The following is a 24,976-nucleotide window of genomic DNA, read 5'->3' on the forward strand; positions in this document are numbered from 1 at the left end:
GCCGTGTTGGATTAGCTGATGAACAAACTAGTCGTGAGTCTGCTGTTGACCATGGGTGTCGCAGGTGCGGCCACTGCTGCTGACCCCATCAAAGGCGATGCCGCCGCCGGCCAGGCCAAGACGGCCGTCTGTGGTGCCTGCCACAACCCCGACGGTAACAGTCTGGCGCCGAACTTCCCGAAACTGGCCGGCCAAGGCCAGCGCTACCTCGAAAAACAACTGCATGACATCAAGTCCGGCAAGCGTACCGTGCTGGAAATGACAGGCATGCTCGCCAACTTCAACGACCAGGACCTGGCCGATATCGCCGCCTATTTCTCCAGTCAGAAAGGCAGCGTGGGGGCGGCCGATCCAAAACTGGTCGAGCGGGGCCGTGCCCTGTTCAACGGCGGTGACCTTGAGAAAGGCATGCCGGCCTGTACCGGCTGCCACTCGCCCAATGGCGCTGGCATCGCCCTCGCCGGCTTCCCGCACCTGGGGGGCCAGCATGCGCAGTACGTGACCAAGCAGCTCACGGACTTCCGCGAAGGCAATCGCACCAATGATGGCGATGCCATGCCCATGCGCTCGATTGCCGGCAAGCTGAGCAACAAGGATATCGAGGCGTTGTCCAGCTACATCCAGGGCCTGCATTAACATTCGGTTAATGCTGTACGGCAAAGATGAAAGGGCGGCCGGACCGCCCTTTTTTCAGTCCGCAGCCGTTACACTACAGAACTCGGGCCCTTCCCGACCTGTCTGAATTCAGGTCGCGTCGAGGCGACCAATGACTGCTCAGGAGTAAAGCATGCGTAAACTGATTCTCAGCGCTGCGCTGGTCGCTGCCAGCGTATTCGGTATGACTGCCGTCCAGGCTGCGGAGCCCGTGGCCGGCAAGGAATACATCGAGCTGAGCAACCCTGTTCCGGTATCCGTGCCTGGCAAGATCGAAGTGATCGAGCTGTTCTGGTACGGCTGCCCACACTGCTACCACTTCGAGCCGACCATCAACCCATGGGTAGACAAGCTGCCCAAGGACGTCAATTTCAAACGCGTTCCGGCAATGTTCGGCGGCCCATGGGATGCCCATGGCCAGATGTTCCTGACTCTCGAAGCCATGGGTGTGGAGCACAAGGTGCACGCCGCCGTGTTCGATGCCATCCAGAACCAGCGCAAGCGTCTGACCGACCCTGCCGACATGGCTGACTTCCTCGCTACCCAGGGCGTCGACAAAGACAAGTTCCTGGCGACCTACAACTCCTTCGCCATCAAAGGCCAGGTCAACCAGGCCAAGGAGCTGGCGAAAAAGTACGAAATCACGGGTGTACCGAGCATGGTGGTCAACGGCAAGTACCGCTTCGACCTGGGTACCGCAGGCGGTCCGGAAGGCGTCCTGAACGTCGCCGACCAACTGATCGCCAAGGAGCGCGCCGCTAAGTAAGCGGCGAACCCTATGCCCCGCTTCAGAAACACGCGTGGCATTGGCCTGCATCAGCCGCAGGTCAACGAACATCACCTGCAGGCCCCTGGCCTGCCCGAGGATGGCCGCCTGCGGTTGCTGAGCTTCAACATTCAGGTCGGCATCAGCACCGAGCGTTACCGTCATTACCTGACCCGTAGCTGGCAGCATTTGCTGCCGCACAACGGGCGGGCGGGCAACCTGCAAAAGATCGGCGAGCTGCTCAACGATTTTGACCTGGTGGCCCTGCAGGAGGCCGATGGCGGCAGCCTGCGTTCAGGCTTCGTCAACCAGGTCGAGCACTTGGCCCAGTTGGGCGCCTTCCCCTACTGGTACCAGCAGCTCAATCGCAACCTCGGGCGGTTCGCCCAGCACAGCAACGGGGTGCTCAGCCGCCTCAAACCGCATCTGCTGGAAGACCATCCGTTGCCTGGCCCGGCTGGGCGTGGGGCAATTCTGGTGCGATTCGGCGAGGGCGACGACGCGCTGATCGTGGTGATGATGCACCTGGCACTGGGGGCGAAGACCCGTGCCAGGCAGTTGGCCTACATTCGCGAGCTGATCGGCGGTTATCGTCACCAGGTGTTGATGGGCGACATGAACACCCATGCCACCGACCTGCTCGACCACTCGCCTCTGCGCGATCTGGGCCTGATCGCCCCGCAGGCCGAGGCCACCTTCCCCAGCTGGCGCCCTCAGCGCTGCCTCGACCATATCCTGCTCAGCCCGAGCTTGACCCTCGAACGGGTCGAGGTGCTGGCGCAGCCAATTTCCGACCACCTTCCCGTCGCTGTCGAGATCCGATTGCCTGAAGCATTGACTGTGGATACGCTGCCGGTCCTGAGGTAGATCAGCAGAAGCGTTTCGAGCGCTCAAGTGTTCGAAGCGTTCGCCGAAAGCGTGTAATCACAGCTCATAGATGCATCACTTTTTGCGGATCCAGGCATGACCATCGACGCCGAGCGCTGGAAAGAAAAATATCTAAAAAGCATCGAACAGCAGGAAAAGCTCGAGCGTCGCTGGAATGCTCGACTTGACCTGTTGCGCCGGGGCCTGGTGCGCAGCACCCTGGCAGCCGAAGGCAGCGACAAGGCGGTCGACCAGTGCATGAAGGAAATGCGCGAGGTGATCCGCAGCGACAACATGGACGCCGGCCTGGCCGGCCTGATTCCGCGCCTGGAAAAAGCCGTTCTGGATTCCGAGCAGCGACGTGAAACACGGATGAACCAGGTCCGCGATGCGCTCACGTCATTGGTAAGCCAGTTGCAAACGCTGCCATTGCCGGGTGATGTATCCAGATCATTGAAAAAGCTGGCCAAGAAACTCGATGGCGGCGTAAGCCAGTCCCGCGACCTGCCTCCTTTACTCGGCGAGCTCAGCGGTCTGCAAGGGCTCGCCCTGTCCACGCTGAGCAAACCCGAGGAAGAAGCCCGGCCGGGGTTTCTGCAGCGCCTGTTCGGTAATCGCGAAATCGAACAGCAGGGTGAGCAGGCACTGGTCCATGCAGACCAGGCAGCGGCCGATGTTCCCGCGGTACCTCCTTCGCTCGACGTCGCGCCCGCGCCGCCAGCTTCCGATGTAGTCGAGGCACCAGCGCCCGATGTGGATGAGCTGCAGCCGCTTGCGGCGCAGCTGCAAGCGCCTGCCGAGCCCGTGAGTGCCGAGCAGCCCCAAATGCCGGAAGCCGTTGCAGAGTCGGAACCGACCGTGCTGTCCGAGCCTGCGCTGGTCGAGAACCAACGCCATGAGCCACCGGCGGCCCCATCCGCTGCGCCGTTGCCCGTGTCTGAGCAGCTCCAGGAAGGCGAGCTGCCTTCACTGGTCGACGCTTCGTTGCAGGTCGAGGATGCTGCTGGCGAGGACGGCCCCTATGCCTTGCCCGACGCTGTCGAACCACCTTACAGCCAGGTCGCCGCGCATATCGAGCAGACCCTGATTGGCCTGCTCGACGACCTGAGCCTGCCCGAGCGCCACAAGGCACAAGCCCTGGCAATGCGCGAGCGGGTGGCGCGCGGCTTGAACTGGTATGAGCTGATCCCGGTTCTCGACGACCTGGCAGTGCTCATGCTGGCCATTACCGACAGCGGTCAGCACGAATTCGAGGCTTACCTGCAACAGCTCAACGAGCGCCTGGAGAATTTCCAGAGCCACTTGCAGGAAGCCAGTGCCGGACACGCCGACAACAGTACCGCTGCCCGTGAGCTGGACAGCCAACTGCGCGAACAGGTCGATGGCCTGCAAAGTAGCGTACAGGGCGCGGCGGACCTGGAAAGCCTCAAGCACATCCTGGAAAACCGTCTTGAGGGGTTGTCTGTCACCATTGACGATCATCAGCGTGAGCGCGACCGCCGCGAACAGGAACTGGCAGGGCGCCTGCAGGGCCTGGCCGAACGTGTGGCCAGTATGGAGCAGGAAGCCCTTGGCTACCGTGAGCATCTGGAGGAGCAACGGCAGAAGGCGCTTATCGACCCGCTCACCGGCTTGCCGAACCGCGCAGCCTGGGCCGAGCGGGTCGAGCGCGAGGTCCAGGACTGGCAGGAGGGTGGCGGGCATCTGCTGATGGCTATCCTTGACCTGGACCATTTCAAGCGCATCAACGACGGCTACGGCCACCTGGCCGGCGACAAGGTGCTGAAGATCGTTGCCGACCAACTGCGCAAGCGGCTGCGAGGCCAGGATTTCATCGCCCGCTTTGGCGGTGAGGAGTTCGTCCTGTTGTTGCCGCAGACCTCCCCGGCTGCCGGTCAACAATTCGCCGAAGTGCTACGCGCGGCCATCGAGGCGTGCCCATTTCACTTCAAGGGCGAGCGCGTGGTGATCACCGCTTCCATTGGCGTGAGCGCTTTCCGCTCCGGCGAGCGTGCCGACCAAGTGCTCAAGCGTGCCGACGACGCCTTGTACCGGGCGAAGGACCTGGGGCGTAACCGGGTCGAAATGGCATAAACAAGTACCGCATTCATCGCGCCTACGAGGTCGAGACTGCGTAACCGACATGTGCACTGTCGTGCATGTCGTTACGGAACGATCTCTGATGAGGAGCCGAGCGATGAAAGCATTCAAAGCGTGGGTTGTACTAATGATGGGGTTGGCCTACCAGGCCTCTGCCCTGGCCAATGAAACCTGGTGGACCGCACACATTGGCGGTGACGGCAGTGTGTTGCGCCAATGGCCAAAGTGGATCGAAAGGGTCGAGCACAAACCTCAGGACAACTACTTCACCCAATACACGCTGTTCTTCAACAAGCGCATCGTGCATCAGGACCCCGGCTTCTGCTCGGTCTCGCCGATCGATGCCAGCAGCGAAAACAGGCTGGTACATGGCTACGCCAAAGTGATCGGCAAGCCATTGGCCGAGCAGGCAACGGTGCTGACCCAACTGGTGGATGTGAAAGGCCCCAGTGGCGACAACTCGATGGAATTCCTGGTGCTGTGCACACGCTGAATCACTCTTTAGCCTAATGGCCGGGAAGGAGCACGTTATACTGTAGCGACGATGTAGACTCCTCCAGACGTGCTCCCACCGATGAAAACCTTATTCACCGCTTGCATGCTGTTGATCCTAGCGGGCTGTTCCACAGGCCTGCGCATCGACCGCAGCCATGTTTCCGCCAACCAGGACGACCGAATCCAGTTCGTGGTCCTGCATTACACCAATGCGTCCCTTGAACGTTCCCTGGCGCTGCTGACCCATGGTGAGGTCAGCAGTCATTACCTGATAGGTGACGGCCCGGCGACGGTCTACCAGTTGGTCGACGAGAGCCGTCGGGCCTGGCATGCCGGTGACAGCCAGTGGCAAGGTCGAACCTGGCTCAATTCGAGCTCCATCGGCATCGAGATCGTCAATCCTGGTTTCACCGACACCCCCAATGGTCGGGTCTGGCACCCTTACAGCGAGGCGCAGATCCAGTCGCTGATCGCCCTGCTCAACGATATCGTCAAACGCAATCACATCGAGCCGCGCCACATTATTGGCCACAGTGATATCGCACCATTACGCAAACTGGACCCCGGGCCGTTGTTCCCCTGGAAGCGCCTGGCCGAAGCGGGCCTCGGGATTTGGCCAGACGCCGCGGCGGTAGCACGCCAGCAAGCATATTTCAGTGCCAATCCCCCCACGATCGGCTGGTATCAGCAAGAATTAGCCCGTTTTGGTTACGCAATCGAGCAAACCGCAGAGCTGGACGTTGCCACCCGCCATGTGATCGCTGCATTCCAGATGCGCTTCCGTCCAGCGCGTTTCGATGGCATGCCGGACGCACAGACAGCCGCAATTCTGCAGGTGCTCAACCGCATGCGTTAGTCAGGCGCCCCCACGCGCCTTAATCACCGCTCAACGGGCAGGCTGAGTGTCAAACCAGTTGCTATACCTTGTTAATCAACTGGATGCTAGCGATGTCAGCCTTGCTCACTGCACTGCGCCAATTTTTTTACCGTCCCTGGATGCTGGCCACCTTGGCAGCGTTGGCCAGTGGCGCAGTGCTGCTGACTGCCAGCTTCGGTATCGCCCTGCAACAGATGAAGCAGAACGAAAGTGCGCAAATGAATGCGCAGGGCGACCGATTTCTCGAGCGGCTAGAGCAGGTATTCGGCCAGCTGCGCGAGGGCGTCGATGCGTTGCAGGCGCAGCCCTTGCGCGGCTGTGACGCGGCGATGTTGCAGGCCTTGCAGGCAGTCGGCCTCGGGTCGCGCTTTATTTACGAGGCCGCATACATCGACGGCAACATCGCCTGTTCGAATCGGGGGGGTGAAAGGCTCATCGAATCCCTGCGGGCGCCAGACATTCGAGGCCCCACCTACAGCTATTGGTTGAACACCACCACCGAGCCTGATGAAAACCTGGCGGCGCTGATGTTGGGGCGCGGCAGGTTCGTGGTTTCGACATCCCGTGGGCACCTGACCGATGTGGTCGACTTGCCCCCCGGCGGCAGCTTGCTGGTCGTGCTCGACAATGGTGCCCGAGCCATCCCGGTGCTGGGCCCGCCGCAAGTCTGGCCGCCTGCTGCTGCCTGGCCTTCCAGCGAGAACACGCTACTCGAACTGAGCGACCGTCTTATCTATCGCATGCCGACGAAATCGCCGGATTACCAGTTGGTGCTGATCGCTCCACGGGCGAGCCTGCCATTGAAAATGAACGGCATGCTCTGGTTGCTGATTCCTGGCAGCCTGTTGGCGGCCTGCTGCATCGGTTGGCTGGTGCTGCAGCTGGTGCAGCAGCGGCGCTCGATGAGTTCCGAATTGCAGAACGCTCTACGCCGTGGCGAACTGCAAGTGCTTTACCAGCCCATATTCGAACTCGACAGCCGACGATGCGTGGGGGCCGAGGCGTTGGTGCGCTGGCGCCGCCCAGACGGGACGCTGACCAGCCCGGATTTGTTCATTCCCCTGGCCGAGAACACCGGGCAGATATGCCAGATCACCGACTTCGTCCTGCAGCGTGTGCTCGAACAACTTGGGCAGTTGCTGCGTTCGCACCCCAACCTGTACATCTCGGTCAACCTCGCTGCCTGTGATGTGATGGTGCCGCGCATCGGGCGAGTCGCTGCACGGTTATTGGCGTTGCACCGGGTGTCGGCCAGCCAGATCGCCTTCGAGGTTACCGAGCGGGGGCTGATCGACGTGGTAGTGGCCCGTGACAATCTGCAGGCGTTGCGGGCCGTGGGGCACCAGGTGCTGATCGATGATTTCGGCACGGGATATTGCAGTCTGGCCTACCTGCAGACCTTGCCCGTGGATTGCCTGAAGATCGACAAAGCCTTCATCGATGCACTGGGGCACGATGCCGCCAGTAGCGGAGTTGCACCGCACATCATTCGCATGGCCCATGACCTGCACCTGCGAGTGATTGCCGAAGGCATCGAATGCGAAGACCAGGCCGAGCTGCTCAACAGCGAAGGGGTGAACTACGGCCAGGGCTGGTTGTTCGCCCATCCACTTAACGCACGGCAGTTCGCCGAGCTGGTGACCCGCGGAAGACAGGTTGCAGCTCGGCGGGGTGAAAACTGACTTGCGTTGGGCGAGGGTTCAGACAGGCAGCGCCATATAGAATTGGGTGCCTTGTCCGGGGCGGGAAAACACGCCCATGCGCCCCCCATGCAGTTGCACGATCTCCTTGCACAATGCAAGGCCCAGCCCTGCGCCGCCCTTCTTGCGGCCCACCTGCACGAACGGTTCGAAAATTCGGCCTTGCTGCCCATAGGCGATACCTTCGCCATTGTCTTCGACACTGATGATCACTCGCTCTGCGTGCCGCCGTGCATGCAGGCGGATCTTTCCACCGTTTGGAGTATGGCGAATGGCGTTGTGCAGCAGGTTGTCCATTACCCGGTCGAGTTGAGCGACGTCGGCCTGTATGCGTGGCAATGGCGGTTCCAGGACGTTGACCAATTCGATTTGCTTATGCGCAGCCTGCTCGGTGAAGCGTGCCTTGGCGCGTTCAAGCAGGTCGTCGATGGGGCAAGGCGCCAGTTCGAGTTTTTGCAGCCCACTTTGATAGCGTGAAAAGTTCAGCAGGTCATTGATCAACTGGGTCAGACGCTGCATCTCTTCGCCGATGGTTTCGATCAGGTCGTACTCGCGTGCATCCGGGGGGAATGTCAGGCGTTCGCGAAGCAGGCCGAATGCCATGTGCATGCCGGTGATCGGCGTGCGCAGCTCATGGGAGGCACGCAGTACGAACTCGCTGCGTACACGCTCGAAGGCGCGCTGCTCGGTCACATCGTGCAGCACCATCACCGCGCCCAGAATTGGCCCCTGTGGATGGCTGACCGGTGTCAGGCTATAGGTCAGCAGCCGAGACTCTTCGTCGACTTCGATCTGCAGGTCGTCAGGGGGGCGATCGAGGTTGCCGCCGCGCAATACCTGTCGCAGTTGATGTTCCAGCTCCGGGCGCTGCAGGGCGTCGGCCAGGCTGCTGCCCACACGGCTGTCGCTCCAGCCCAGCTGACGCTGTGCTACCGGGTTCAGATGCTCCAGATGGCCTTGGCGGTCGATGATCAGCAAGCCATCGTCGATGCTGTCGAGCACAGCCTGCAGGCGCTGCTGGCCGGCCATCAATTCATCGACATTGGTTTCCTGGTGCTTGCGCAGCGCTTCGGCCATCAACCCGAAACGGCGAGTCAACTGGTTCAGCTCGGCTGCCTGGGTGACCGGCAGGGTGACGTTGAAGTTGCCTTTGCCCAGTTGGTCGGCGGCCTGGGCCAGGGCCTCGATCGGTTGGCCCAGGCGGCGGGCGATCTTGTGTGCGGTGACGAACCCTAGCGCCAGTACTACAAGGCCGATCAGGCCAAGCAGGCCACTGACCAGCAGGGCGCGGCTGCGCGTCTGCTCTTCGCTGCGGATGATGAGCTCTAGCGTTTGCCTGTGGGAGTCGATCAGGTCGGTGCGCACTTGACCAAACGCCGCGCCAAGCGGTTGATCCGCACCCATGCTTCGAGCCGGATTGGCGCTTTCCCGATAGGCCCGCAGAAAGCTTTGAAAATGGCTACTGGCCTTGCTGAAGCTGCTCTGTTCACCACCCTGAGCTAGACCCTGATCGAGCAGGGCCTGGAAGTTGTCCTGCAGCGATTGCAGATGCTCGGGGACGGTATCTTCATCGAGGATCAAGGTCAGTTGTTCGCCTAGGTTCTGCCGCAACTTGAGGCCGATTTCCAGGGCGTGGGTCGCTTCTTTCACCAACTGCTGCTGTACCGTCGCCATTTGCATCACGCTGACCAGACCCAGGGTCAGGCCAAGCAGAGATGCTGTAACGAGCGTTGAAATGCTTAGAAAAAGCCGCGTGCGCAGCTTCATCGACCATTTCATAAGTTGTACTGCTTACGCTTGCGGTACAGGGTGGAGGCATCGATACCCAAGGTCTTGGCGGCTTGGTCCAGCGTATCGCTGGTGGCCAGCACCGCGCCGATATGGGCGCGCTCCAGCTCATCCAGACTGAGGGCCGCGCCGATCCGAGGGGTGTTGCCTGCAGGTTGTTCACCCATTCCCAGGTGGCTCATTTCCACCCACTCCTGCGGGCAGATGATGCTGGCCCGCTCCACCACGTTACGCAGTTCGCGGATGTTGCCCGGCCATCGGTAATTGAGCAACGCAGTGCGAGCTTGCTCACTGAAGCCTCTGGCGGGGCGGGAGTATTCCTTGACGAAGCGGGCCAGGAAGCGCTCGGCCAGGGTCAGGATATCCTCGCTGCGCTCCCGCAGAGGTGGCAGGTGCAACGTGATGACGTTGAGACGGTACAGCAGGTCTTCGCGGAAACGGCTTTCGCGCACCATTTCTTCCAGGTTCAGGTTGGTGGCCGCGAGAATCCGTACGTCGGCTCGCCGGGTGACCGGATCGCCTACCCGCTCGTATTCCTTATCCTGGATGAAACGCAGCAGCTTGGGTTGCAGGGTCAGCGGGAAATCGCCGATCTCGTCGAGGAACAGCGTACCGCCATCGGCCTGGCTGACGCGCCCCAATGTGCTCTCGCTGGCGCCGGTGAAGGCACCACGGGTATGGCCGAACAGTTCGCTTTCCATCAGCTCGGCGTTCAGTGATGGGCAGTTGATGGTGACGCATGCCTTGCGTGCCCGCTTGCTCCAACCATGAATCGCCCGGGCCAGTTCGCCCTTGCCGGTGCCCGATTCTCCCAGAATCAGGATATTGGCATCGGTGGTGGCGACTTGGCGGGCAGTCTCCAGGACAGCCATCATCGCCGGGCTGTGCGAATCCAGCCCGTCCTTTGGTTTGCGTACTTCGCCTTCGAGGGCTTCCAGCCGCGCCGACAGCTGGCGCACTTCCAGTTGTTTGGCCGTGGCCAGGCGCAACTGGTCGGGGCTGCAGGGCTTGACCAGATAGTCGGCAGCCCCGGCCTGAATGGCGTCCACCGCCGTGTCGACCGCGGAATGAGCGGTGACGATCACCACCCGCATCCACGGCGCTTGGATGCGCATCTGGGCCAGTACGTCCAGGCCGTTGTCATCGCCCAGGCGCAAATCCAGGAAGCACAGGTCGAACACCTGGCGCTGAAGCAAGGCTTCGGCCTGGGCGGCGCTGCTTGCGGTGGACACGCTGTAGCCTTCGTCCTCGAGGCAATAGCGGAATGTACGCAGGATAGCGGACTCATCATCCACCAGCAGAATGCGGCCTTGGGTGTCCTGGGCTGACTCCATTTCCTGCGCTCCTTAGGATGTGTCTTCAATTAGTGTGGGAAAAATCGGGCAAGTTGCATGGTCAATATTGACGGATTCTGTCCTTTGCATGCTAGCCAATGGCCCATCTTCGCGGTGAAGCCGCGATATCTCGATGATTGGCTTAGAGGTGTCGAATGGCACATTGGTTGCGAAGATTTTTAGCTTTTGCCTACAGAAGGAGGTGCAGTCATGCCCTTTTCCTACCGCCTGGCCGTGTTGGCGGTCACGCTGCTACCAGCATTCCCCCCAGCTTTCGCTGACCCTGTGAATGACGCTCGCCTGGAGGGTGCCCTGCAAACGGCGTTGGCGTTGAACAGCATGCTGAACCCGTTTCGTATCCAGGTAGAGGTCGACGGCCAGCAGGCCCGACTGGCCGGCGAAGTCGAGAACGAGGTCGAGCGACAGCTTGCAGAAAAGGTTGCCCGTGCCACTCGGGGGATCGAAGAGGTCGACAATCAGCTGCGGATCAACGCCGACCTGGTGGAACGGCCGCTTGAACTGCGTGCCTACGCGCAGCGTCTGGAGGATGCGACGCTGGCGGCGAAGATAAAGGCGCGGCTGCTTTGGAGCCACACCACCGAGCAGGCACCTATAGACGTGCAAAGCAGTGAGGGCGTGGTGACTTTGCGAGGCAAGGTCGATAGCGCGCAGGCCAAGGAGTTGGCGGGTGTTCTGGCGCGGACCACCGAGGGTGTGTATCTGGTCAACAACCTGGTCAGCCTGGACAGCGCAGCCATGGCCAAGGCCAGGGAAACGCCTGTGGGAGCGCAAACCGGGCCGCAACCCAGTGACCGCTGGGTGGTGGACAAGATCCAGGCCAGTTTCAGGTTCAGTCGCAATCTCGATGGCTTGAATATAAAGGTGGACTGCGAGCAGGGGCTCGTCAGGCTTTCTGGCGAAGTGGTCAGTCGCGAGCAGAAGAGCATCGCGGTGGAAACCGCTCGACAGATCTCTGGAGTGCGTGGCGTCGACGCCGACCTGCTGAAAGTAGCCACCAAAGTAGAGGGTTGAATCGTGCAATACGCACGATGCCAGAGGGGGCATCGTGCAGGATACGTCCCCTGCGCCTTGCGGCTTGTTTCATAAGTAATTGATTTATAAGGTTTTTTATTAAAATAAAAGTCTGGCATGCAGGCTGCAATTACCTGTTCAGGTTTGAACAAGAATTACAGCAGGAGAAGCCGGCATGAACCGCCCATCCGTGGACCGTTTCCAAGCTGCAGCATTACCCATTCGCCAGGCGTTGTTTCTTGCACTGGCGCTGCTGTTGACGCTGGCTGCCGGTCTCTTTCACTACAGCTGGCAGACCGCACGGCTGTCCGAGCAAGTGGCGGCTCAAACGGCGTTGATCATGCAGATCCAGTCGACCCGTGCCAACACGCTGGTGAAGGCAGCCGATCCTTTGCCTTCGGCCAAGACTTCCCCTGCCACTCTCGAAAACGTCGTGCCGCAGGACCGTTGGGTGTTCTGAGGCACGCTGACGGGCTGATTTCAAAAAAGAAAGGAGAACCACCATGCTGAGCTGGGCTATCACTTTCCTCATCATCGCCATTGTCGCTGCTGTGCTGGGCTTCGGTGGCATTGCCGGCGCTGCCACTGGTATCGCGAAGATCCTGTTCATTGTCTTCCTGGTGCTGTTCGTAGCCTCCTTCTTCTTTGGACGTGGTCGAGGTTGAAGATGAGCAGGATGCTTCGCAACGCCCTGGTTACCGCCCTGCTGTTGGGCGGTAGCGCAGGGGCGATAGCGGCCAATGACGGCCAGGTCCGGGTCGACCAACTGCTGGGCTCGGACCCCCAATATCGCGAGACGTGGCAGCACACCATCGAGGACGAGGAGCGGCTGCCAGACTGGGTCATCAACCTGAGCGGCAGTGCCCAGGAGCAGATGTCGGCGGTCACCGAGGACGGTGATCGCTACCTGGTCGGTCCTTTGTGCGAATCGGCGGACAAGTGCACCTACAAACGCCTCATCGTGGCCTTCAGCTGGGATAAGGACGATGCCTACGGGATGCTCGTGGAGGTGCCCGAAGGCCTGCCGAGCGACAAGTCGCCGACCCGCCATGCACAGTACCGCTGGTTGGGCGACCCGGATGACGGCATGAAGGCAATGCTGCAAGAGCAACTCAAGCGCGATCCGAAGTGGTACTGACACCGATGCGCGCGCTGTCACGAAATAGAAGCTGAACCTTTCTATATTTCACGCTTCTATGATGCGCTGCCCCGAGGAGGGGCTGCACATGACCAAGGGGTCGGGCTGTTCTGATTGTTGCAGGATCGGAGTGGCCTAGGGGTACAGGGAGTGCCTCCAGCAATGGGCCGGGTCAGGAAAGGCAGATTCGGAAGTCCCGGACCGGTCGTGTCTTCAAAGCTGAAAGACACTTCGGACCGGTCGGGCTTCCGAGACGCCATAGGGATTTGTCCCATTCCCTTTCTGGATTTTTCCTACGAGACACATTTTGTCTCGACCGTATATCCATTTTTTTTCGTCTGCCGAGAGGGCGGAAGAGGTGTCATTTCGGCCATTCGGATTGTCGAACAAGCCATTTTCAGCCCGGCTTGGGTACGGTCAAATCTGCCTAAGAATGGCGGTTTGGTCTTGTTCGGGATTCCGAACGTTACAAATCAAAGGCTTGAGAACAGTGGTTTAAGGACAGAAACGTTATGCATATTCGGCATGGGGTATCTGTTTCCGGCATTAGATTTCCCCCTTCCCCATCGCAATAGTTGCGGCCTTTTTTCGCTGGTCGAGCACCCGAATGCTCGGCAGCGGTGTCTTTACATGCGGTCTCCGGTTGGAATCAAAACGCTAACGAAGACGTTAAGAACGGCTCTGTTACGCGCCTCTCCAGCCGGCTCCCATGACCACTACAACAAAGGGTAATGACATGAAGAAGGCAAAACTGAGCCTCGCCTGGCAGATTGTGATCGGTCTGCTTCTGGGCGTTGCAGTCGGCGCGCTACTGAACCATTTCAGTGCAGAAAAGGCATGGTGGATCAGCAACGTACTCCAGCCCGCCGGCGACATCTTCATTCGCCTGATCAAGATGATCGTCGTCCCGATTGTGATTTCGTCGCTGATCGTGGGCATCGCCGGGGTAGGCGACGCGAAGAAACTGGGCAGCATCGGCCTGAAGACCATCATCTACTTCGAAGTGGTGACCACCATCGCCATCGTCGTCGGCTTGGTGTTGGCGAACCTGTTCCACCCGGGCGCTGGCATCGACATGAGCACCCTGGGTACCGTCGATATCTCCAAGTACCAGGCCACTGCGGCCGAAGTGCAGCATGAGCACGCGTTCATCGAGACCCTGCTCAATCTGATCCCGTCCAATATCTTCGCAGCGCTGATGCGTGGCGAGATGCTGCCGATCATCTTCTTCTCGGTCATGTTCGGCATGGGTCTGTCGAGCCTCAATGCCGACCTGCGCGAGCCGTTGGTGCGTACCTTCCAGGGCGTGTCGGAGACCATGTTCAAGGTCACCCACATGATCATGAACTACGCCCCGATCGGCGTGTTCGCCCTGATCGCCGCTACCGTCGCCAACTTCGGTTTCGCCTCGCTGCTGCCCCTGGCCAAGCTCGTGCTGCTGGTGTACTTCGCCATCGCTTTCTTCGCCTTCATGGTGCTGGGCCTGGTAGCGCGCGTATTTGGCTTCTCGATCATCAAGATCATGCGCATCATGAAAGACGAGCTGATCCTCGCCTACTCGACCTCCAGCTCCGAGACCGTCCTGCCGCGCGTGATCGAGAAGATGGAGAAGTACGGTGCGCCGAAGTCGATCTGTTCGTTCGTGGTACCGACTGGCTACTCGTTCAACCTCGACGGTTCGACCCTGTACCAGAGCATCGCAGCGATCTTCATCGCCCAGCTGTACGGTATCGACCTGTCGATCGGCCAGCAGCTGATGCTGGTACTGACCCTGATGGTCACCTCCAAAGGTATCGCTGGCGTGCCGGGCGTGTCCTTCGTGGTCTTGCTGGCCACCCTGGGCAGCGTGGGCATTCCGCTGGAAGGCCTGGCGTTCATCGCCGGTGTCGACCGCATCATGGACATGGCCCGTACCGCGCTGAACGTGGTGGGTAACGCACTGGCCGCCGTGGTCATTGCCCGCTGGCAGGGTATGTACGACGCTCAGAAAGGCGAGGCGTACTACACATCGCTGGTGCAGGCTGCAGGCAAGAAAGAAGCCGTAGTCGTCGGCGAAACCGCCAAGCACTAAGCCTCACGTACTGAACGAAGAGCCCCGACTTGTCGGGGCTTTTTGTTGTCTGAGGGCGTTACGGGCTGCATCAGGGACGCAGCCCTCGCGGATAATCTCCGCTATCATTCGGGCATTTTTCAGGGGGAATACACGGATGCTCAACGGCCTTTGGCTCGGCTTTTTCCTGGTGGCGGCGGTGTCCGCGCTGGCCCAGTGGCTGTTGGCTGGCAATGCCGGTATTTTCGCCGCGATGGTCGAGAGCATCTTCGCCATGGCCAAATTGTCCGTCGAGGTCATGGTCTTGCTGTTCGGCACCCTGACCCTTTGGCTGGGCTTTCTCAAGATCGCTGAAAAGGCCGGAATCGTTGAATGGCTGGCAAAAGTCCTCGGCCCGTTGTTCGCACGGCTGATGCCGGAGGTGCCGCCGGGGCACCCTGCGCTTGGCCTGATCACCATGAACTTCGCTGCCAATGGCCTGGGCCTGGACAACGCTGCTACGCCAATCGGCCTCAAGGCCATGCGTGCCCTGCAGGAGCTCAACCCCAGCAGCACCACCGCGACCAACGCACAGATCCTGTTCCTGGTGCTCAATGCCTCGTCCCTGACGCTGCTGCCGGTTACCATCTTCATGTACCGCGCCCAGCAAGGCGCGCCCGACCCGACCATGGTGTTCCTGCCAATTCTTCTGGCCACCAGTGCCTCTACCCTGGTGGGCCTGCTGTCGGTCGCAGTGATGCAACGCCTGCGGCTATGGGACCCGGTGGTGCTGGCGTATCTGGTTCCTGGCGCGTTGTTGCTGGGCGCTTTCATGGCGTTTCTCGGCACATTGTCCGCCGCCGCCCTGGCAAGCCTGTCATCGATCTTGGGCAACCTCACGTTGTTCGGCGTGATCATCCTGTTTCTGCTGGTTGGCGCGCTGAAGCGGGTGAAGGTCTATGAAGCCTTCGTCGAGGGAGCCAAGGAAGGCTTCGACGTTGCCAAGAGCCTGCTGCCATACCTGGTAGCGATGCTGGTGGCCGTCGGCGTGCTGCGTGCCTCGGGGGCGCTGGAGATTGCGCTGGATGGCATACGCCACGCGGTGAACTGGATGGGGCTCGATACCCGTTTCGTAGAGGGGTTGCCAACGGCGCTGGTCAAACCGTTCTCGGGCAGTGCCGCGCGCGCCATGCTGATCGAGACCATGCAGACGCAAGGGGTGGACAGCTTCCCGGCGCTGGTGGCAGCGACCATTCAGGGCAGCACCGAAACGACTTTCTACGTGCTGGCGGTCTACTTCGGTGCGGTTGGCATCCAGCGCGTGCGCCATGCGGTTGGCTGCGCGCTGCTGGCCGAACTGTCCGGCGTGATTGCGGCGATCTTCGTCTGCTACTGGTTCTTCGCCTGAGCCTGGGCACTGCGGGCCACTGTCCAGTCCACCACCTGCGAGGCCAGTTGGTCGCTGGCCGCGCCAAAACCTGCCACCACTGCTGAGACCTCGGTGCCGGCCAGCGGCTGGTGGATCTCGAAGCGCTTGCTGGCGAGGATGCGCTGGCTACGGCCCTGAACCAGTCGTGCGTCATAGCGGATCACCACCTCTACCGTACCGCCCGGACGATACTCGCTCTGGAAAGCCTGCAGCTCACCTGCCAGTTCGTAGTCGGCCTGCAGGTTGCTATCGTCGGCGCTCAGGCGCTGTACCCGGCCGTCACGCTGGAACCCATCGAGCAGCCGGTTACGCACCAGCAGGGGCGTCGGGTCGCTCCAGCGGGCGCCCTTGTAGCTGCTGATCACATTACCTTGGGGGATCACGGCGATACGCGGCCCGGCGAGCACTTCACTGGCCAGTGGCTTGTTCAGGCGCAGTGACCAGTCCACCGCCACCACGTTTCGGCTGGCTTGGCTCACTGGCAGGCGGTAGATATCCACAGGCTCGGTTTTCGGCAGGATTGAGCAGGCCGTGGCCAAGCCCATCGTGGCCGCCAGGGCCATCACGCGCAGCAACGGTTTCATGGCTGGAACTCCTTGTTGTTGTCGCGGCCCAGCAGGTAACCACTCGGGTCTGCCTCCAGGCGCCGGGAAATGCCCTTGAGCGCATTCAGGGTTTCACGTAGCTCGCGTATGGCGGGGGCTAGCTGATCGAGGCCCTGGGCGCCTCCATCGAGGGCTTCGCGGTTGTCCTTGAGCAGCTCGTTGATGGTCGCTGTGCTTTCGGCGAGCGACTGCATGGCTTGCTCGGCGCTCCCGAAGGCCTGCCTGCCCTCTTTGCCCAGTAGGCCGTTGGCGTTGTGCATCAGCGCCTGGGTCTCTGCCAAGGTGGCGCTGGCCTGCTTGCCGACTTCGGCCAATTGCTCGATCGCCTGGGCAATGCCGCCTTTCTGGCTGGCGAAGGCACCGGTGGTTTGTTCCAGGTTGGACAAGGTGTTGCTCAGTCGGTCGATATTGCTTTCCGAGAACATCTGGTTGGCGTTGTGCAACAGCATGTTGATGTTCGTCACCAGGTCGCTGCTGTCATTGAGCAGACGCGAAATGGGCGAAGGCGAGGCGATGATGACGGGTAGCTTGCCGTCCTTGCCCTTGAGTTCCGGGCTCTTCGGCGTGCCGCCGCTGAGCTGGATGAACGAGTTGCCGGTCACCCCAGCCAGGGTCAGTTTGGCCTGGGTGTCTTCCTTGACGGGCGTATCGCCACTGAGGCGCACACGGGCCAGTACACGGCGTGGGTCCTTCGGATCGAGGCGCAGGCTGGTGACGTCGCCGACCTTGATCCCGTTGTATTGCACCGGGCTGCCCCGGGACAAGCCAGAGACCGCTTCGTTGAAGACGACTTCATAGTCCTTGAACGCGTCGTCGACGCTGGACTTTGTCAGCCACAGACCAAAAAGCATGGCGCCGGCCACCACCAGGACGGTGACCAGGCCGATCAGGACGTGATGAGCTCGGGTTTCCATTGTTCAGCGCTCCTGCGCCGCGTTGGTGGCGGCGTGTTCGGCCGCCCGCCCGCGCGGGCCGTGAAAGTATTCGTGAATCCAAGGATCGTCGGTCTGCTCGACCTCGGCCAATGGTCCTGCCACCAGTACCTTCTTCTGCGACAGCACGGCCACACGGTCGGTGATGGTGTAGAGGGTGTCCAGGTCGTGGGTGATGAGAAACACCGACAGGCCCAGGGCGTCGCGCAGGGTAAGGATCAATTGGTCGAAGGCTGCGGCACCGATGGGGTCGAGGCCGGCGGTAGGCTCGTCGAGGAACAGGATGTCCGGATCCAGCGCAAGGGCGCGGGCCAGTGCGGCGCGCTTGATCATGCCGCCGGACAGTGACGACGGGTACTTGTCGGCAGCGGAAATCGGCAGCCCTGCAAGGGCCAGCTTGACCCCGGCCAGGTGCTCGGCATCGGCGCGGGACAGCCCCGCGTGCTCGATCAGGGGCAAGGCAACGTTTTCGGTCACCGTAAGTGAAGAGAACAAGGCGCCCTTCTGGAACAGCACGCCAAAGCGTCGCTCTACCTGTGAGCGCTGGCTCTCATTGAGGCTGGCCAGGTCCTGGCCGAACACCTTGACCTGCCCTTCGTTGGGCCTGCGCAGGCCGATGATGCTACGCAGCAGTACCGACTTGCCGCTGCCAGAACCGCCGACCACGGCCAGGATCTCGCCCCGGTTAAGGTCGAGGTCGAGGTTTTCGTGCACGCTCTGGCTGCCGAAGCGGTTGCAGATGCCCCGCGCTTCAATCACTGCATCCCGGCCATTCACCAACCCATCTCCATGCAGAACAACGCCGCCACCGCATCCAGCACGATGACCACGAAAATCGACTGGACCACGCTGGAGGTGGTATGTGCACCGACCGACTCGGCGCTGCCGCTGACCTTGAAGCCCTCCAGGCAGCCGATGGAGGCGATCAGGAAGGCAAAGAACGGCGCTTTGGCCAGCCCGACGAGAAAATGCTGGACGCCGATGTCGCTTTGCAGCAGCGACAGGAACATCGCAGGCGAGATATCCAGTGTCAGGGCGCAGACCACGGCGCCGCCGACGATGCCGCAGATCATTGCGAGGAAGGTCAGCAACGGCAGGGCTATCAACAGGGCCAGTACCCGCGGCACCACCAGCAGTTCGATCGGGTTCAGCCCAAGGGTGCGGATGGCGTCGATTTCTTCATTGGCCTTCATCGAGCCAATTTGTGCGGTGAAGGCGCTGGCTGTCCGTCCGGCCATGAGGATGGCGGTCAACAGCACCCCGAATTCGCGCAGGAAGGAAAATGCCACCAGGTCCACGGTGAATACGGTTGCACCGAAGTCCGCCAGCACCGTAGCGCCGAGAAACGCCACCACCGCCCCCACCAGAAAAGTCAGCAGCGCCACGATGGGCGCTGCATCCAGGCCGGTTTGCTCGATGTGCGCGACCACTGGCGTGACCCTCCAGCGGTGAGGCTGGAAGACGCGCAGCAGGAGGGTTTCCAGGATCAGGCCGACGAAGCCCAGTATCTGCCGGGTGTCCTGCCAGAGTTTGTCCACCGCCCGTCCGATACGTTCCAGTAGCTGCAACAGTACCGGGCGTTCTGGTTCCTTGACCGGAATGCAGTAGTCCTGCACCGAGCAGTAGACATTCTTGAGCAAGGCGCGGCTGGCCTCGGGTAGGTCGTCGGTACAGCGCGACAGCCGATCTGAGCCCAGCAGCTCGGCCAGCAACGAGGCGCCGGCGGTATCCAGTCGCCCCAGTTGACTGAGGTCGGCAATGGTGTCGGCGCCGTATTGCGTACGCAGGTGCTCGCTCGCACGCTTGAGGCTGGCGTAATGGGCCAGCGTCCAGTCACCGACAATGCGCAGGCAAGCCGGTTGAACGCTAGTGTCCAGGGTGGCGCTTGGGGTGGTCATAGGCTCCATGCAACTGACGGTCCGCTAGGCGTAGAGCCTGATCATAGCGCAGCAGGCATGGAGTGGTTTGTTGAGAATGTGCTGTCTACGGCTACAAAAGACCTGAGCTCATGGCGCGGCGTCGTCCACCACCTTGAAGCGCAGCACGCCGATGACCTGGCCATCCTCGGTCAGCACTCGCACTTGCCACTTGCCCACCGGGTTGGGCGGGAAATTCTGCTTGTGGGTCCAGGCCCGGTAGCCTTCCTTGCGCCCGCCATGGATGTCGAGGGCGATGCGGTCGACCTCTTTGCCATCCTTCTGCCACACATGGTAGATCCGCTCGTTCAGGCCCCGAGGTGCGTTGATGGCGGTGTAGGCGTACAAGCCACTGCTGCGGATGCGACTGGCGGCAATTTCATCGAGCGAGTCGCCCGGCTGGCGGTTCAGCACCTCAGTGCTCACTGCCACTTCGGTCATCCACAACGTCGCCGGTGGTACCCAGGAACGCAGCAGCCATCCGCCGCCGCCGACCGCCAGGGTCACCAGTACCAGCGCCACGCCTCGCCGCCAGTTGTTGATCGGGAAACTGCTGGCCAGGCTCGGGAACGACAGCGCCATTGCCGCGATCAGCGCCAGCTTGAAGCTTTGGGCTGTGGTCAGGTGAAGGATGATCGGGAGCGCGGTGAGCAGCGCTGCGAACAACGTCAGGGTATGCAGGGCGAGGAACAGCCAGCGGCGCGGGGCCAGCCACTTGTAGTACAGCGGGTCGATGATCGAAATCAGTCCGGCAGCGCCCAGCAAGCCGGTGAAGACCAGTTGTCCGCTGTTCCAGGTGGTGGTGATGAAGAAGAACGGCAGGACGAAGAACAGGCTTTCCTGGTGGATCATCTGCGTCGCGTAACGCAGCAGCGGCTGTGGGATCTCGCGGTTGAAGGTGCGGGCGAACAGGCCGGTGAGGGTGTTTTCGAGCATCAGCCAGACCCAACTGACCAGCATGAGAACGGCTACCCAGCTAGCCAGGCCGGCTTGGCGATCGACCAGGATGAAACTGCCGATACCGGAAAGAAAACCGCCGAGAGCGATGATGCCGGGGTAGCGTTTGAGCAGTTCGATGACGCGCTGGACGAAGTGGGGTATTGGGGGCATGGGTTTACAACAAGGCATATGGGGAGGCAGTGTCGGCCTTTCGCGGGTAGACCCGCGAACCGGCCGCTGATGGCGAAAGGATACCGCCGATTTACTACTGCCGTGTAGCACCGCTTGGTCGCTTCGCGCCATGACCGCGCCAACGCAGCAACCCCAGCGCCAGAATCAGTCCCAGCAACAAGGCAACCAGCCCATACAGTTCGTCATACCCCAGCAACGGCTTCTCGATACGCAAATAGCCTTGGTCCTTGAGCAATGTCTGCAACGCATCGTTGGCTTGCTCCAGTGTCACTTGGCGTAGCTTGCGTGCCGGGTCGGGGAAGCGTCCGTTGCTGTAGTCGTTGAGCGCCCCCCAGTAATAGTCAGCAAGGGCACTGTTACCCTGGGTGCTCCAGCTTTCCTTGGCGACGGCGGCATCCTTGATGCGCGCGAAGGTATCAGGGTCCAGGCCGTCCTTGCGCAGGTGATCCAACAGCTGTTGCATCACCTTGGTCGCCTTGTCGATGTCGTCGCGCTCAAGGTCGGCGTTGAGGCTGAGCATGCCGCTGTCACCGAAGCTCTCACGCTGAACAGTTGGACCGTACGACAGGCCATGACGCAGGCGCAGCTGGTCGTAGACGGCCCACTCCAGGTAGCGTGAGAGCAGCTCGAGGGTGCTCTGGTGGTCGTTGTCCAGGACCGGCTCGATGAACAGCCAGTGCAGTTTGACGCTGTCGCCGAGCCACCCTTTGATGAGTTCGCGACGTTGCTGGGCAGGTTGGCTGATGCTGTCGAGGTTGCGTCGTTCTTCGGGTTCGGTGGCTGGCAGTTCGCCATAGGTGCGTTCGAGGTAGGCCGGCAGCAACCGATCAAGGCCACCGACCATGATCAGCGTCATGTTGTTGGCCGCGTACCAGCGCTCGCGCAGGGCTTGGACCTGCTCCAGGGTCATGTCGTCCAGCTTGGAGCGCTCCGGACATTTGAGGCCCAGCTCGACAGCCAGCTGGTCGCTGGCGGGGTGACCGATGTCCTGGCGGTCGAGCCAACGCTGCAGGTGACCATAATGGCCACCATCTTCACGTTCGATGATGCGCTTGGCCGTGGCCAGCGCCTCGGCGTCGATGCGAGTATCGCGGATGACCGCCAACAGCAGGTCGAGGACTTTGCGCTGGTTGCGTGCCGGCGCTTCGATCACGAACGTGGTGTCGGCGCTGCTGGTGTAGGCATTCCATTCCCCGCCCAGTGCCTGCAGCCGTTCTTCGAGCCCCCCCTCCCCGGTCTCGTCGATACCGCTGAACAGCAGGTGTTCGAGCAGGTGCGGCAACTCCTTCTGGTCACAGTCGAAATCGTCCAGGCCAACGCCCACTACCAGGCGGATGGCGACATGGTCGCGTTCATAGCCGGACTTCAGGATCACTTGCAGGCCATTGGGTAGCAGATAGCCCTCAACGCTCGACCGGTCGAGGGCCAGCGTGGGCAGGCTGCAGATCAGCAGGCAAAGGAACATCAGGCAACGCATGGGCGAGCTTGGGTCTCCGGTCAGCGAGATCAGGGCAAGCGGGCTTCGTCCGGTACAGTGTCGAGCATCAGCCCGCCAGTATCGGAACCGCCCAGTACAACGTAGGCACTGCTGCAGAACAAAGAGTTCAACCGCTTCATGTCAGCGATCAGCTCCAAGTGTAGCGAACTGGTTTCGATACTTTGTACCACCTTGCGTTGCAGTCGGCTGACATGGGCATGAGCCAGGCGCCGCTCCTGGGCTCGGAAGCGACGTTTTTCCCGGAGCAGCAAGTGGGCGCTCTGAGGGTCGGCGCTGAGAAATACCGACAGGCCAAGTCGCAGGTTGGCCAGCAACTGCTCCTGCAAACCGGTCAGTTCCTCCAGGCCGACTTGGGAAAACTCCCGGCGCTGGCTGGTTTTCTGCTGCTGGACTTTGCGCAGCATGCGCTCGATCAGGTCGCAGGCCAGCTTCAGGTTGATGGCCAGTTCGATGATCTCGGCCCAGCGGCGATTGTCTTGGTCGCTCAAGTCTTCGCGAGTCATTTGTGCCAGGTACAGCTTGATCGCGCTGTACAGGGCCTCGCCATCCTCGCCCAAGGCCCGGACCTGCTGAGGCAAGGCGGTCTGGGTGCCGCGCAAGGCGCCAAGCATCGCTTCGAGCATGTTGTCGACGATGTCGCCCAGGCGCAGGGTTTCCCGGGCGGCGTTGGCCAGGGCCAGGCTGGGCGTGCTCAAGGCGGCAGGGTCGAGGTGACGGGGGCGAATCTGGCCGTTTCCGTTTTCACGCTCGGGCAGCAGGCTATTGCACAGCCGACCCATGGGTTTGACGGTGGGCAGCATGATCAGGCAGCGCAGCGTGTTGTAGAGCAGGTGGAAGCCGATGACCAGCTCTTGCGGGCTGAAACTCAGGCTATCCATCCAGTTCACCAGTGGATGCAGCACGGGAATGATCAGCAGCAGGCCGATCAGCTTGTACAGCAGGCTGCCCAATGCCACTCGGCGGCCGGAGGCGTTCTGCATGCTGGTGCTGATGAAGGCCAACAGGCCACTGCCGATGTTCGCGCCCACCACCAGGCCGATGGCCACGGGCAGGCTGATCAATTCGGCGCCCGCCAGAGTGGCGGTAAGCAGCACGGCGGCCAGGCTGGAATAGGTGATCATGGCGAACAGCGCGCCAACCAGGGCGTCGAGCAGAATGTCGCCAGTGAGCGAGGCGAACAGCACTTTTACGCCCTGCGCGTGGGTAATGGGCGCCGCGGCCTGTACGATCAGTTCGAGGGCCAGGATGATCAGACCCAGGCCGATCGCTACCCGGCCCAACTGGCCCAGACGCGTCTGTTTGCGTGACAGGAAGAAGATGACGCCGATGAACACCAGCAGCGGCGACAGCCACGACAGGTCGAAGGTCAGGACCCTGGCCATCAACGCAGTGCCGACGTCGGCCCCCAGCATGATCGCCAGCGCGGGGGTCATCGCCATCAAGCCTTGGCTGACGAACGACGTCACCAGCATGGCGGTGGCGTTGCTGCTTTGCACCATGGCTGTAACCAGAATCCCGGCGATGAAGGCCATCGGGCGGCGGTTCATGTTCTGGCTCAGTACGCGGCGCAGGTTGGAGCCGAACACGCGCAGGATCCCAGTACGGACGATGTGTGTGCCCCATACCAGCAATGCCACGGCGGAGAGCAGGTTGAGCAGGGTCAGCATGTGTAGCCCCCCTTCCTTCTATGCCCCAGTGTCAGGGCCAATGGGTGAAGCGGTGAGCCTGGCCCGGGGGTGGGCTTCTTTTCAGTGCTCACTCAAGCTTTAGTTGTTTTGCGGACGTGGCGCCAGCTTGGCATGGCTGGAACATATTTGAAACATTTGATGATCGTCCGGCGACAGTGCAGGTCACACGAACAAAAAAAGCCCCGAAGGGCTTTTAATGTCGCACGCTCCAGTCTTATTGACCTGGAATGTCCTTGCGCAGTTTCACCGGCTCATGCTCTTTGCCCTGCTTGCGCGCCATGGCGGTACGCATGCGGATGTTGATGGCTTCCACCGCCAGGGAGAAGGCCATGGCGAAGTAGACGTAGCCCTTGGGCACATGCACGTCGAACGACTCGGCGATCAGCACCGTGCCCACCACGATCAGGAATGACAGCGCGAGCATCTTCAGCGACGGGTGTTTGTCGATGAAACTGCTGATGGCACCTGCGCACAGCATCATCACCAGTACAGCCACGATGATGGCGGCGATCATGACCGGCACATGCGACACCATCCCAACGGCAGTGATGACCGAGTCCAGGGAGAACACGATGTCGATGATGGCGATCTGGATGATGGTGTAGAAGAACTTGCCGCCTGCGCCTTTGGGTTCTTCTTGGTTTTCGTCCTCACCTTCCAGGCCGTGGTAGATCTCCTGGGAGCTTTTCCACAGCAGGAACAGGCCACCGAAGAACAGGATCAGGTCGCGGCCGGAAATACCCTGGCCGAAGATCACGAACAGGTCGGCCGTCAGGCGCATGACCCAGGTGATGGACAGCAGCAGCATGATGCGCGTGACCATGGCCAGGGCCAGGCCGAAGATCCGGGTGCGCGGCTGCATGTGCTTGGGCATGCGGCTGACCAGGATCGAGATCATGATGATGTTGTCGATACCGAGAACGATCTCAAGCGCGGTGAGGGTGAAAAAGGCAACCCAGATTTCCGGGCTGGTCAGCCATTCCATGTGTATTCCTTC

Annotated in this window: 23 protein-coding genes; 13 read left to right on the forward strand and 10 right to left on the reverse strand. The window is 61.2% G+C overall.

What is annotated here, in order from left to right; translation table 11 throughout:
* The first annotated feature begins 18 nt into the window (after positions 1 to 18).
* From P3R38_RS00425 to P3R38_RS00455, 7 genes are all read left to right on the forward strand, one after another.
* Positions 19 to 636, forward strand: coding sequence for a c-type cytochrome (locus P3R38_RS00425; RefSeq protein WP_023378028.1), 618 nt, complete (start codon positions 19 to 21; stop codon positions 634 to 636).
* A 151-nt stretch (positions 637 to 787) separates the two neighbouring features.
* Positions 788 to 1,420, forward strand: a complete 633-nt coding sequence (gene dsbA, locus P3R38_RS00430) for a thiol:disulfide interchange protein DsbA (RefSeq protein ID WP_023378029.1) — start codon at positions 788 to 790, stop codon at positions 1,418 to 1,420.
* A 12-nt stretch (positions 1,421 to 1,432) separates the two neighbouring features.
* Positions 1,433 to 2,287, forward strand: coding sequence for an endonuclease/exonuclease/phosphatase family protein (locus P3R38_RS00435; RefSeq protein ID WP_023378030.1), 855 nt, complete (start codon positions 1,433 to 1,435; stop codon positions 2,285 to 2,287).
* A 96-nt stretch (positions 2,288 to 2,383) separates the two neighbouring features.
* Positions 2,384 to 4,381: a GGDEF domain-containing protein gene (locus P3R38_RS00440; protein ID WP_104883087.1), complete on the forward strand. Its 1,998-nt coding sequence runs from the start codon at positions 2,384 to 2,386 to the stop codon at positions 4,379 to 4,381.
* A gap of 103 nt (positions 4,382 to 4,484) precedes the next feature.
* Positions 4,485 to 4,880, forward strand: a complete 396-nt coding sequence (locus P3R38_RS00445) for a hypothetical protein (RefSeq protein ID WP_023378032.1) — start codon at positions 4,485 to 4,487, stop codon at positions 4,878 to 4,880.
* Positions 4,881 to 4,961: 81 nt separating this feature from the next.
* Positions 4,962 to 5,738 (forward strand): N-acetylmuramoyl-L-alanine amidase, encoded by a 777-nt coding sequence (locus tag P3R38_RS00450; protein WP_104883086.1) that lies wholly within the window; start codon positions 4,962 to 4,964, stop codon positions 5,736 to 5,738.
* Between the two features lie 92 nt (positions 5,739 to 5,830).
* Entirely contained in the window at positions 5,831 to 7,441 is a 1,611-nt protein-coding gene (locus tag P3R38_RS00455) for an EAL domain-containing protein (protein WP_023378034.1), read from the forward strand.
* A gap of 18 nt (positions 7,442 to 7,459) precedes the next feature.
* Here the strand turns inward: P3R38_RS00455 and P3R38_RS00460 are convergent, their stop codons facing one another.
* Both P3R38_RS00460 and algB read right to left on the reverse strand, forming a co-directional pair.
* Complete coding sequence (locus P3R38_RS00460) at positions 7,460 to 9,238, reverse strand: KinB sensor domain-containing domain (RefSeq protein ID WP_023378035.1); 1,779 nt, start codon at positions 9,236 to 9,238, stop codon at positions 7,460 to 7,462.
* Positions 9,235 to 10,581 (reverse strand): sigma-54-dependent response regulator transcription factor AlgB, encoded by a 1,347-nt coding sequence (gene algB, locus P3R38_RS00465; protein WP_023378036.1) that lies wholly within the window; start codon positions 10,579 to 10,581, stop codon positions 9,235 to 9,237. The genes P3R38_RS00460 and algB overlap by 4 nt, the downstream gene beginning before the upstream one ends.
* A gap of 210 nt (positions 10,582 to 10,791) precedes the next feature.
* Between algB and P3R38_RS00470 the strand changes: the two genes are divergently transcribed.
* The 6 genes from P3R38_RS00470 to P3R38_RS00495 all read left to right on the forward strand — a co-directional run bounded on the left by P3R38_RS00470 (position 10,792) and on the right by P3R38_RS00495 (position 16,188).
* The gene (locus P3R38_RS00470) at positions 10,792 to 11,613 is read left to right on the forward strand and encodes a BON domain-containing protein (protein ID WP_277686715.1); all 822 of its coding nucleotides are present in this window, start codon (positions 10,792 to 10,794) and stop codon (positions 11,611 to 11,613) included.
* Between the two features lie 175 nt (positions 11,614 to 11,788).
* Positions 11,789 to 12,073 carry a hypothetical protein gene (locus P3R38_RS00475; protein WP_027906625.1) on the forward strand — a complete coding sequence of 95 codons (285 nt, stop codon included), beginning with the start codon at positions 11,789 to 11,791 and terminating at the stop codon, positions 12,071 to 12,073.
* A 43-nt stretch (positions 12,074 to 12,116) separates the two neighbouring features.
* Positions 12,117 to 12,278, forward strand: coding sequence for a DUF1328 domain-containing protein (locus tag P3R38_RS00480; RefSeq protein ID WP_003252966.1), 162 nt, complete (start codon positions 12,117 to 12,119; stop codon positions 12,276 to 12,278).
* Between the two features lie 2 nt (positions 12,279 to 12,280).
* On the forward strand, positions 12,281 to 12,751 hold the full coding sequence (locus P3R38_RS00485) for an inhibitor of vertebrate lysozyme family protein (protein ID WP_041925428.1): 471 nt from the start codon (positions 12,281 to 12,283) through the stop codon (positions 12,749 to 12,751).
* A gap of 736 nt (positions 12,752 to 13,487) precedes the next feature.
* Positions 13,488 to 14,822, forward strand: coding sequence for a glutamate/aspartate:proton symporter GltP (gltP, locus tag P3R38_RS00490; RefSeq protein WP_023378040.1), 1,335 nt, complete (start codon positions 13,488 to 13,490; stop codon positions 14,820 to 14,822).
* Positions 14,823 to 14,958: 136 nt separating this feature from the next.
* Positions 14,959 to 16,188, forward strand: a complete 1,230-nt coding sequence (locus tag P3R38_RS00495) for a spore maturation protein (RefSeq protein ID WP_023378041.1) — start codon at positions 14,959 to 14,961, stop codon at positions 16,186 to 16,188.
* Here P3R38_RS00495 and P3R38_RS00500 read toward each other — a convergent pair.
* From P3R38_RS00500 to P3R38_RS00535, 8 genes are all read right to left on the reverse strand, one after another.
* A complete protein-coding gene (locus tag P3R38_RS00500) occupies positions 16,170 to 16,793 on the reverse strand; it encodes an ABC-type transport auxiliary lipoprotein family protein (RefSeq protein WP_023378042.1) in 624 nt (207 codons plus the stop codon). The two genes, P3R38_RS00495 and P3R38_RS00500, sit on opposite strands and share 19 nt — an antisense overlap.
* Positions 16,790 to 17,728 (reverse strand): MlaD family protein, encoded by a 939-nt coding sequence (locus P3R38_RS00505; protein WP_023378043.1) that lies wholly within the window; start codon positions 17,726 to 17,728, stop codon positions 16,790 to 16,792. Before P3R38_RS00505 ends, P3R38_RS00500 begins: the two co-directional genes overlap by 4 nt.
* Before the next feature lie 3 nt (positions 17,729 to 17,731).
* Positions 17,732 to 18,523, reverse strand: a complete 792-nt coding sequence (locus P3R38_RS00510) for an ATP-binding cassette domain-containing protein (RefSeq protein ID WP_023378044.1) — start codon at positions 18,521 to 18,523, stop codon at positions 17,732 to 17,734.
* Positions 18,520 to 19,653 carry an MlaE family lipid ABC transporter permease subunit gene (locus tag P3R38_RS00515; protein WP_027906622.1) on the reverse strand — a complete coding sequence of 378 codons (1,134 nt, stop codon included), beginning with the start codon at positions 19,651 to 19,653 and terminating at the stop codon, positions 18,520 to 18,522. Before P3R38_RS00515 ends, P3R38_RS00510 begins: the two co-directional genes overlap by 4 nt.
* A 99-nt stretch (positions 19,654 to 19,752) precedes the next feature.
* Complete coding sequence (locus P3R38_RS00520; protein WP_023378046.1) at positions 19,753 to 20,772, reverse strand: DUF5924 family protein; 1,020 nt, start codon at positions 20,770 to 20,772, stop codon at positions 19,753 to 19,755.
* Between the two features lie 94 nt (positions 20,773 to 20,866).
* Positions 20,867 to 22,270: a pitrilysin family protein gene (locus P3R38_RS00525; RefSeq protein WP_277686716.1), complete on the reverse strand. Its 1,404-nt coding sequence runs from the start codon at positions 22,268 to 22,270 to the stop codon at positions 20,867 to 20,869.
* A 29-nt stretch (positions 22,271 to 22,299) separates the two neighbouring features.
* Positions 22,300 to 23,958, reverse strand: coding sequence for a Na/Pi cotransporter family protein (locus P3R38_RS00530; RefSeq protein WP_023378048.1), 1,659 nt, complete (start codon positions 23,956 to 23,958; stop codon positions 22,300 to 22,302).
* A 235-nt stretch (positions 23,959 to 24,193) separates the two neighbouring features.
* On the reverse strand, positions 24,194 to 24,964 hold the full coding sequence (locus P3R38_RS00535; protein WP_277686717.1) for a TerC family protein: 771 nt from the start codon (positions 24,962 to 24,964) through the stop codon (positions 24,194 to 24,196).
* Positions 24,965 to 24,976 lie beyond the last annotated feature (12 nt).

Source organism: Pseudomonas sp. NyZ480 (genome assembly GCF_029537255.1).
GTDB classification, from domain to species: domain Bacteria; phylum Pseudomonadota; class Gammaproteobacteria; order Pseudomonadales; family Pseudomonadaceae; genus Aquipseudomonas; species Aquipseudomonas taiwanensis.

Bases quoted from the DNA above. Each gene is read 5' to 3' on its own strand.
- P3R38_RS00425 (WP_023378028.1), top strand. From the start codon at position 19: ATGAACAAACTAGTCGTGAGTCTGCTGTTGACCATGGGTGTCGCAGGT.
- dsbA (WP_023378029.1), top strand. From the start codon at position 788: ATGCGTAAACTGATTCTCAGCGCTGCGCTGGTCGCTGCCAGCGTATTC.
- P3R38_RS00435 (WP_023378030.1), top strand. From the start codon at position 1,433: ATGCCCCGCTTCAGAAACACGCGTGGCATTGGCCTGCATCAGCCGCAG.
- P3R38_RS00440 (WP_104883087.1), top strand. From the start codon at position 2,384: ATGACCATCGACGCCGAGCGCTGGAAAGAAAAATATCTAAAAAGCATC.
- P3R38_RS00445 (WP_023378032.1), top strand. From the start codon at position 4,485: ATGAAAGCATTCAAAGCGTGGGTTGTACTAATGATGGGGTTGGCCTAC.
- P3R38_RS00450 (WP_104883086.1), top strand. From the start codon at position 4,962: ATGAAAACCTTATTCACCGCTTGCATGCTGTTGATCCTAGCGGGCTGT.
- P3R38_RS00455 (WP_023378034.1), top strand. From the start codon at position 5,831: ATGTCAGCCTTGCTCACTGCACTGCGCCAATTTTTTTACCGTCCCTGG.
- P3R38_RS00460 (WP_023378035.1), bottom strand. From the start codon at position 9,238: ATGAAATGGTCGATGAAGCTGCGCACGCGGCTTTTTCTAAGCATTTCA.
- algB (WP_023378036.1), bottom strand. From the start codon at position 10,581: ATGGAGTCAGCCCAGGACACCCAAGGCCGCATTCTGCTGGTGGATGAT.
- P3R38_RS00470 (WP_277686715.1), top strand. From the start codon at position 10,792: ATGCCCTTTTCCTACCGCCTGGCCGTGTTGGCGGTCACGCTGCTACCA.
- P3R38_RS00475 (WP_027906625.1), top strand. From the start codon at position 11,789: ATGAACCGCCCATCCGTGGACCGTTTCCAAGCTGCAGCATTACCCATT.
- P3R38_RS00480 (WP_003252966.1), top strand. From the start codon at position 12,117: ATGCTGAGCTGGGCTATCACTTTCCTCATCATCGCCATTGTCGCTGCT.
- P3R38_RS00485 (WP_041925428.1), top strand. From the start codon at position 12,281: ATGAGCAGGATGCTTCGCAACGCCCTGGTTACCGCCCTGCTGTTGGGC.
- gltP (WP_023378040.1), top strand. From the start codon at position 13,488: ATGAAGAAGGCAAAACTGAGCCTCGCCTGGCAGATTGTGATCGGTCTG.
- P3R38_RS00495 (WP_023378041.1), top strand. From the start codon at position 14,959: ATGCTCAACGGCCTTTGGCTCGGCTTTTTCCTGGTGGCGGCGGTGTCC.
- P3R38_RS00500 (WP_023378042.1), bottom strand. From the start codon at position 16,793: ATGAAACCGTTGCTGCGCGTGATGGCCCTGGCGGCCACGATGGGCTTG.
- P3R38_RS00505 (WP_023378043.1), bottom strand. From the start codon at position 17,728: ATGGAAACCCGAGCTCATCACGTCCTGATCGGCCTGGTCACCGTCCTG.
- P3R38_RS00515 (WP_027906622.1), bottom strand. From the start codon at position 19,653: ATGGAGCCTATGACCACCCCAAGCGCCACCCTGGACACTAGCGTTCAA.
- P3R38_RS00520 (WP_023378046.1), bottom strand. From the start codon at position 20,772: ATGCCCCCAATACCCCACTTCGTCCAGCGCGTCATCGAACTGCTCAAA.
- P3R38_RS00525 (WP_277686716.1), bottom strand. From the start codon at position 22,270: ATGCGTTGCCTGATGTTCCTTTGCCTGCTGATCTGCAGCCTGCCCACG.
- P3R38_RS00530 (WP_023378048.1), bottom strand. From the start codon at position 23,958: ATGCTGACCCTGCTCAACCTGCTCTCCGCCGTGGCATTGCTGGTATGG.
- P3R38_RS00535 (WP_277686717.1), bottom strand. From the start codon at position 24,964: ATGGAATGGCTGACCAGCCCGGAAATCTGGGTTGCCTTTTTCACCCTC.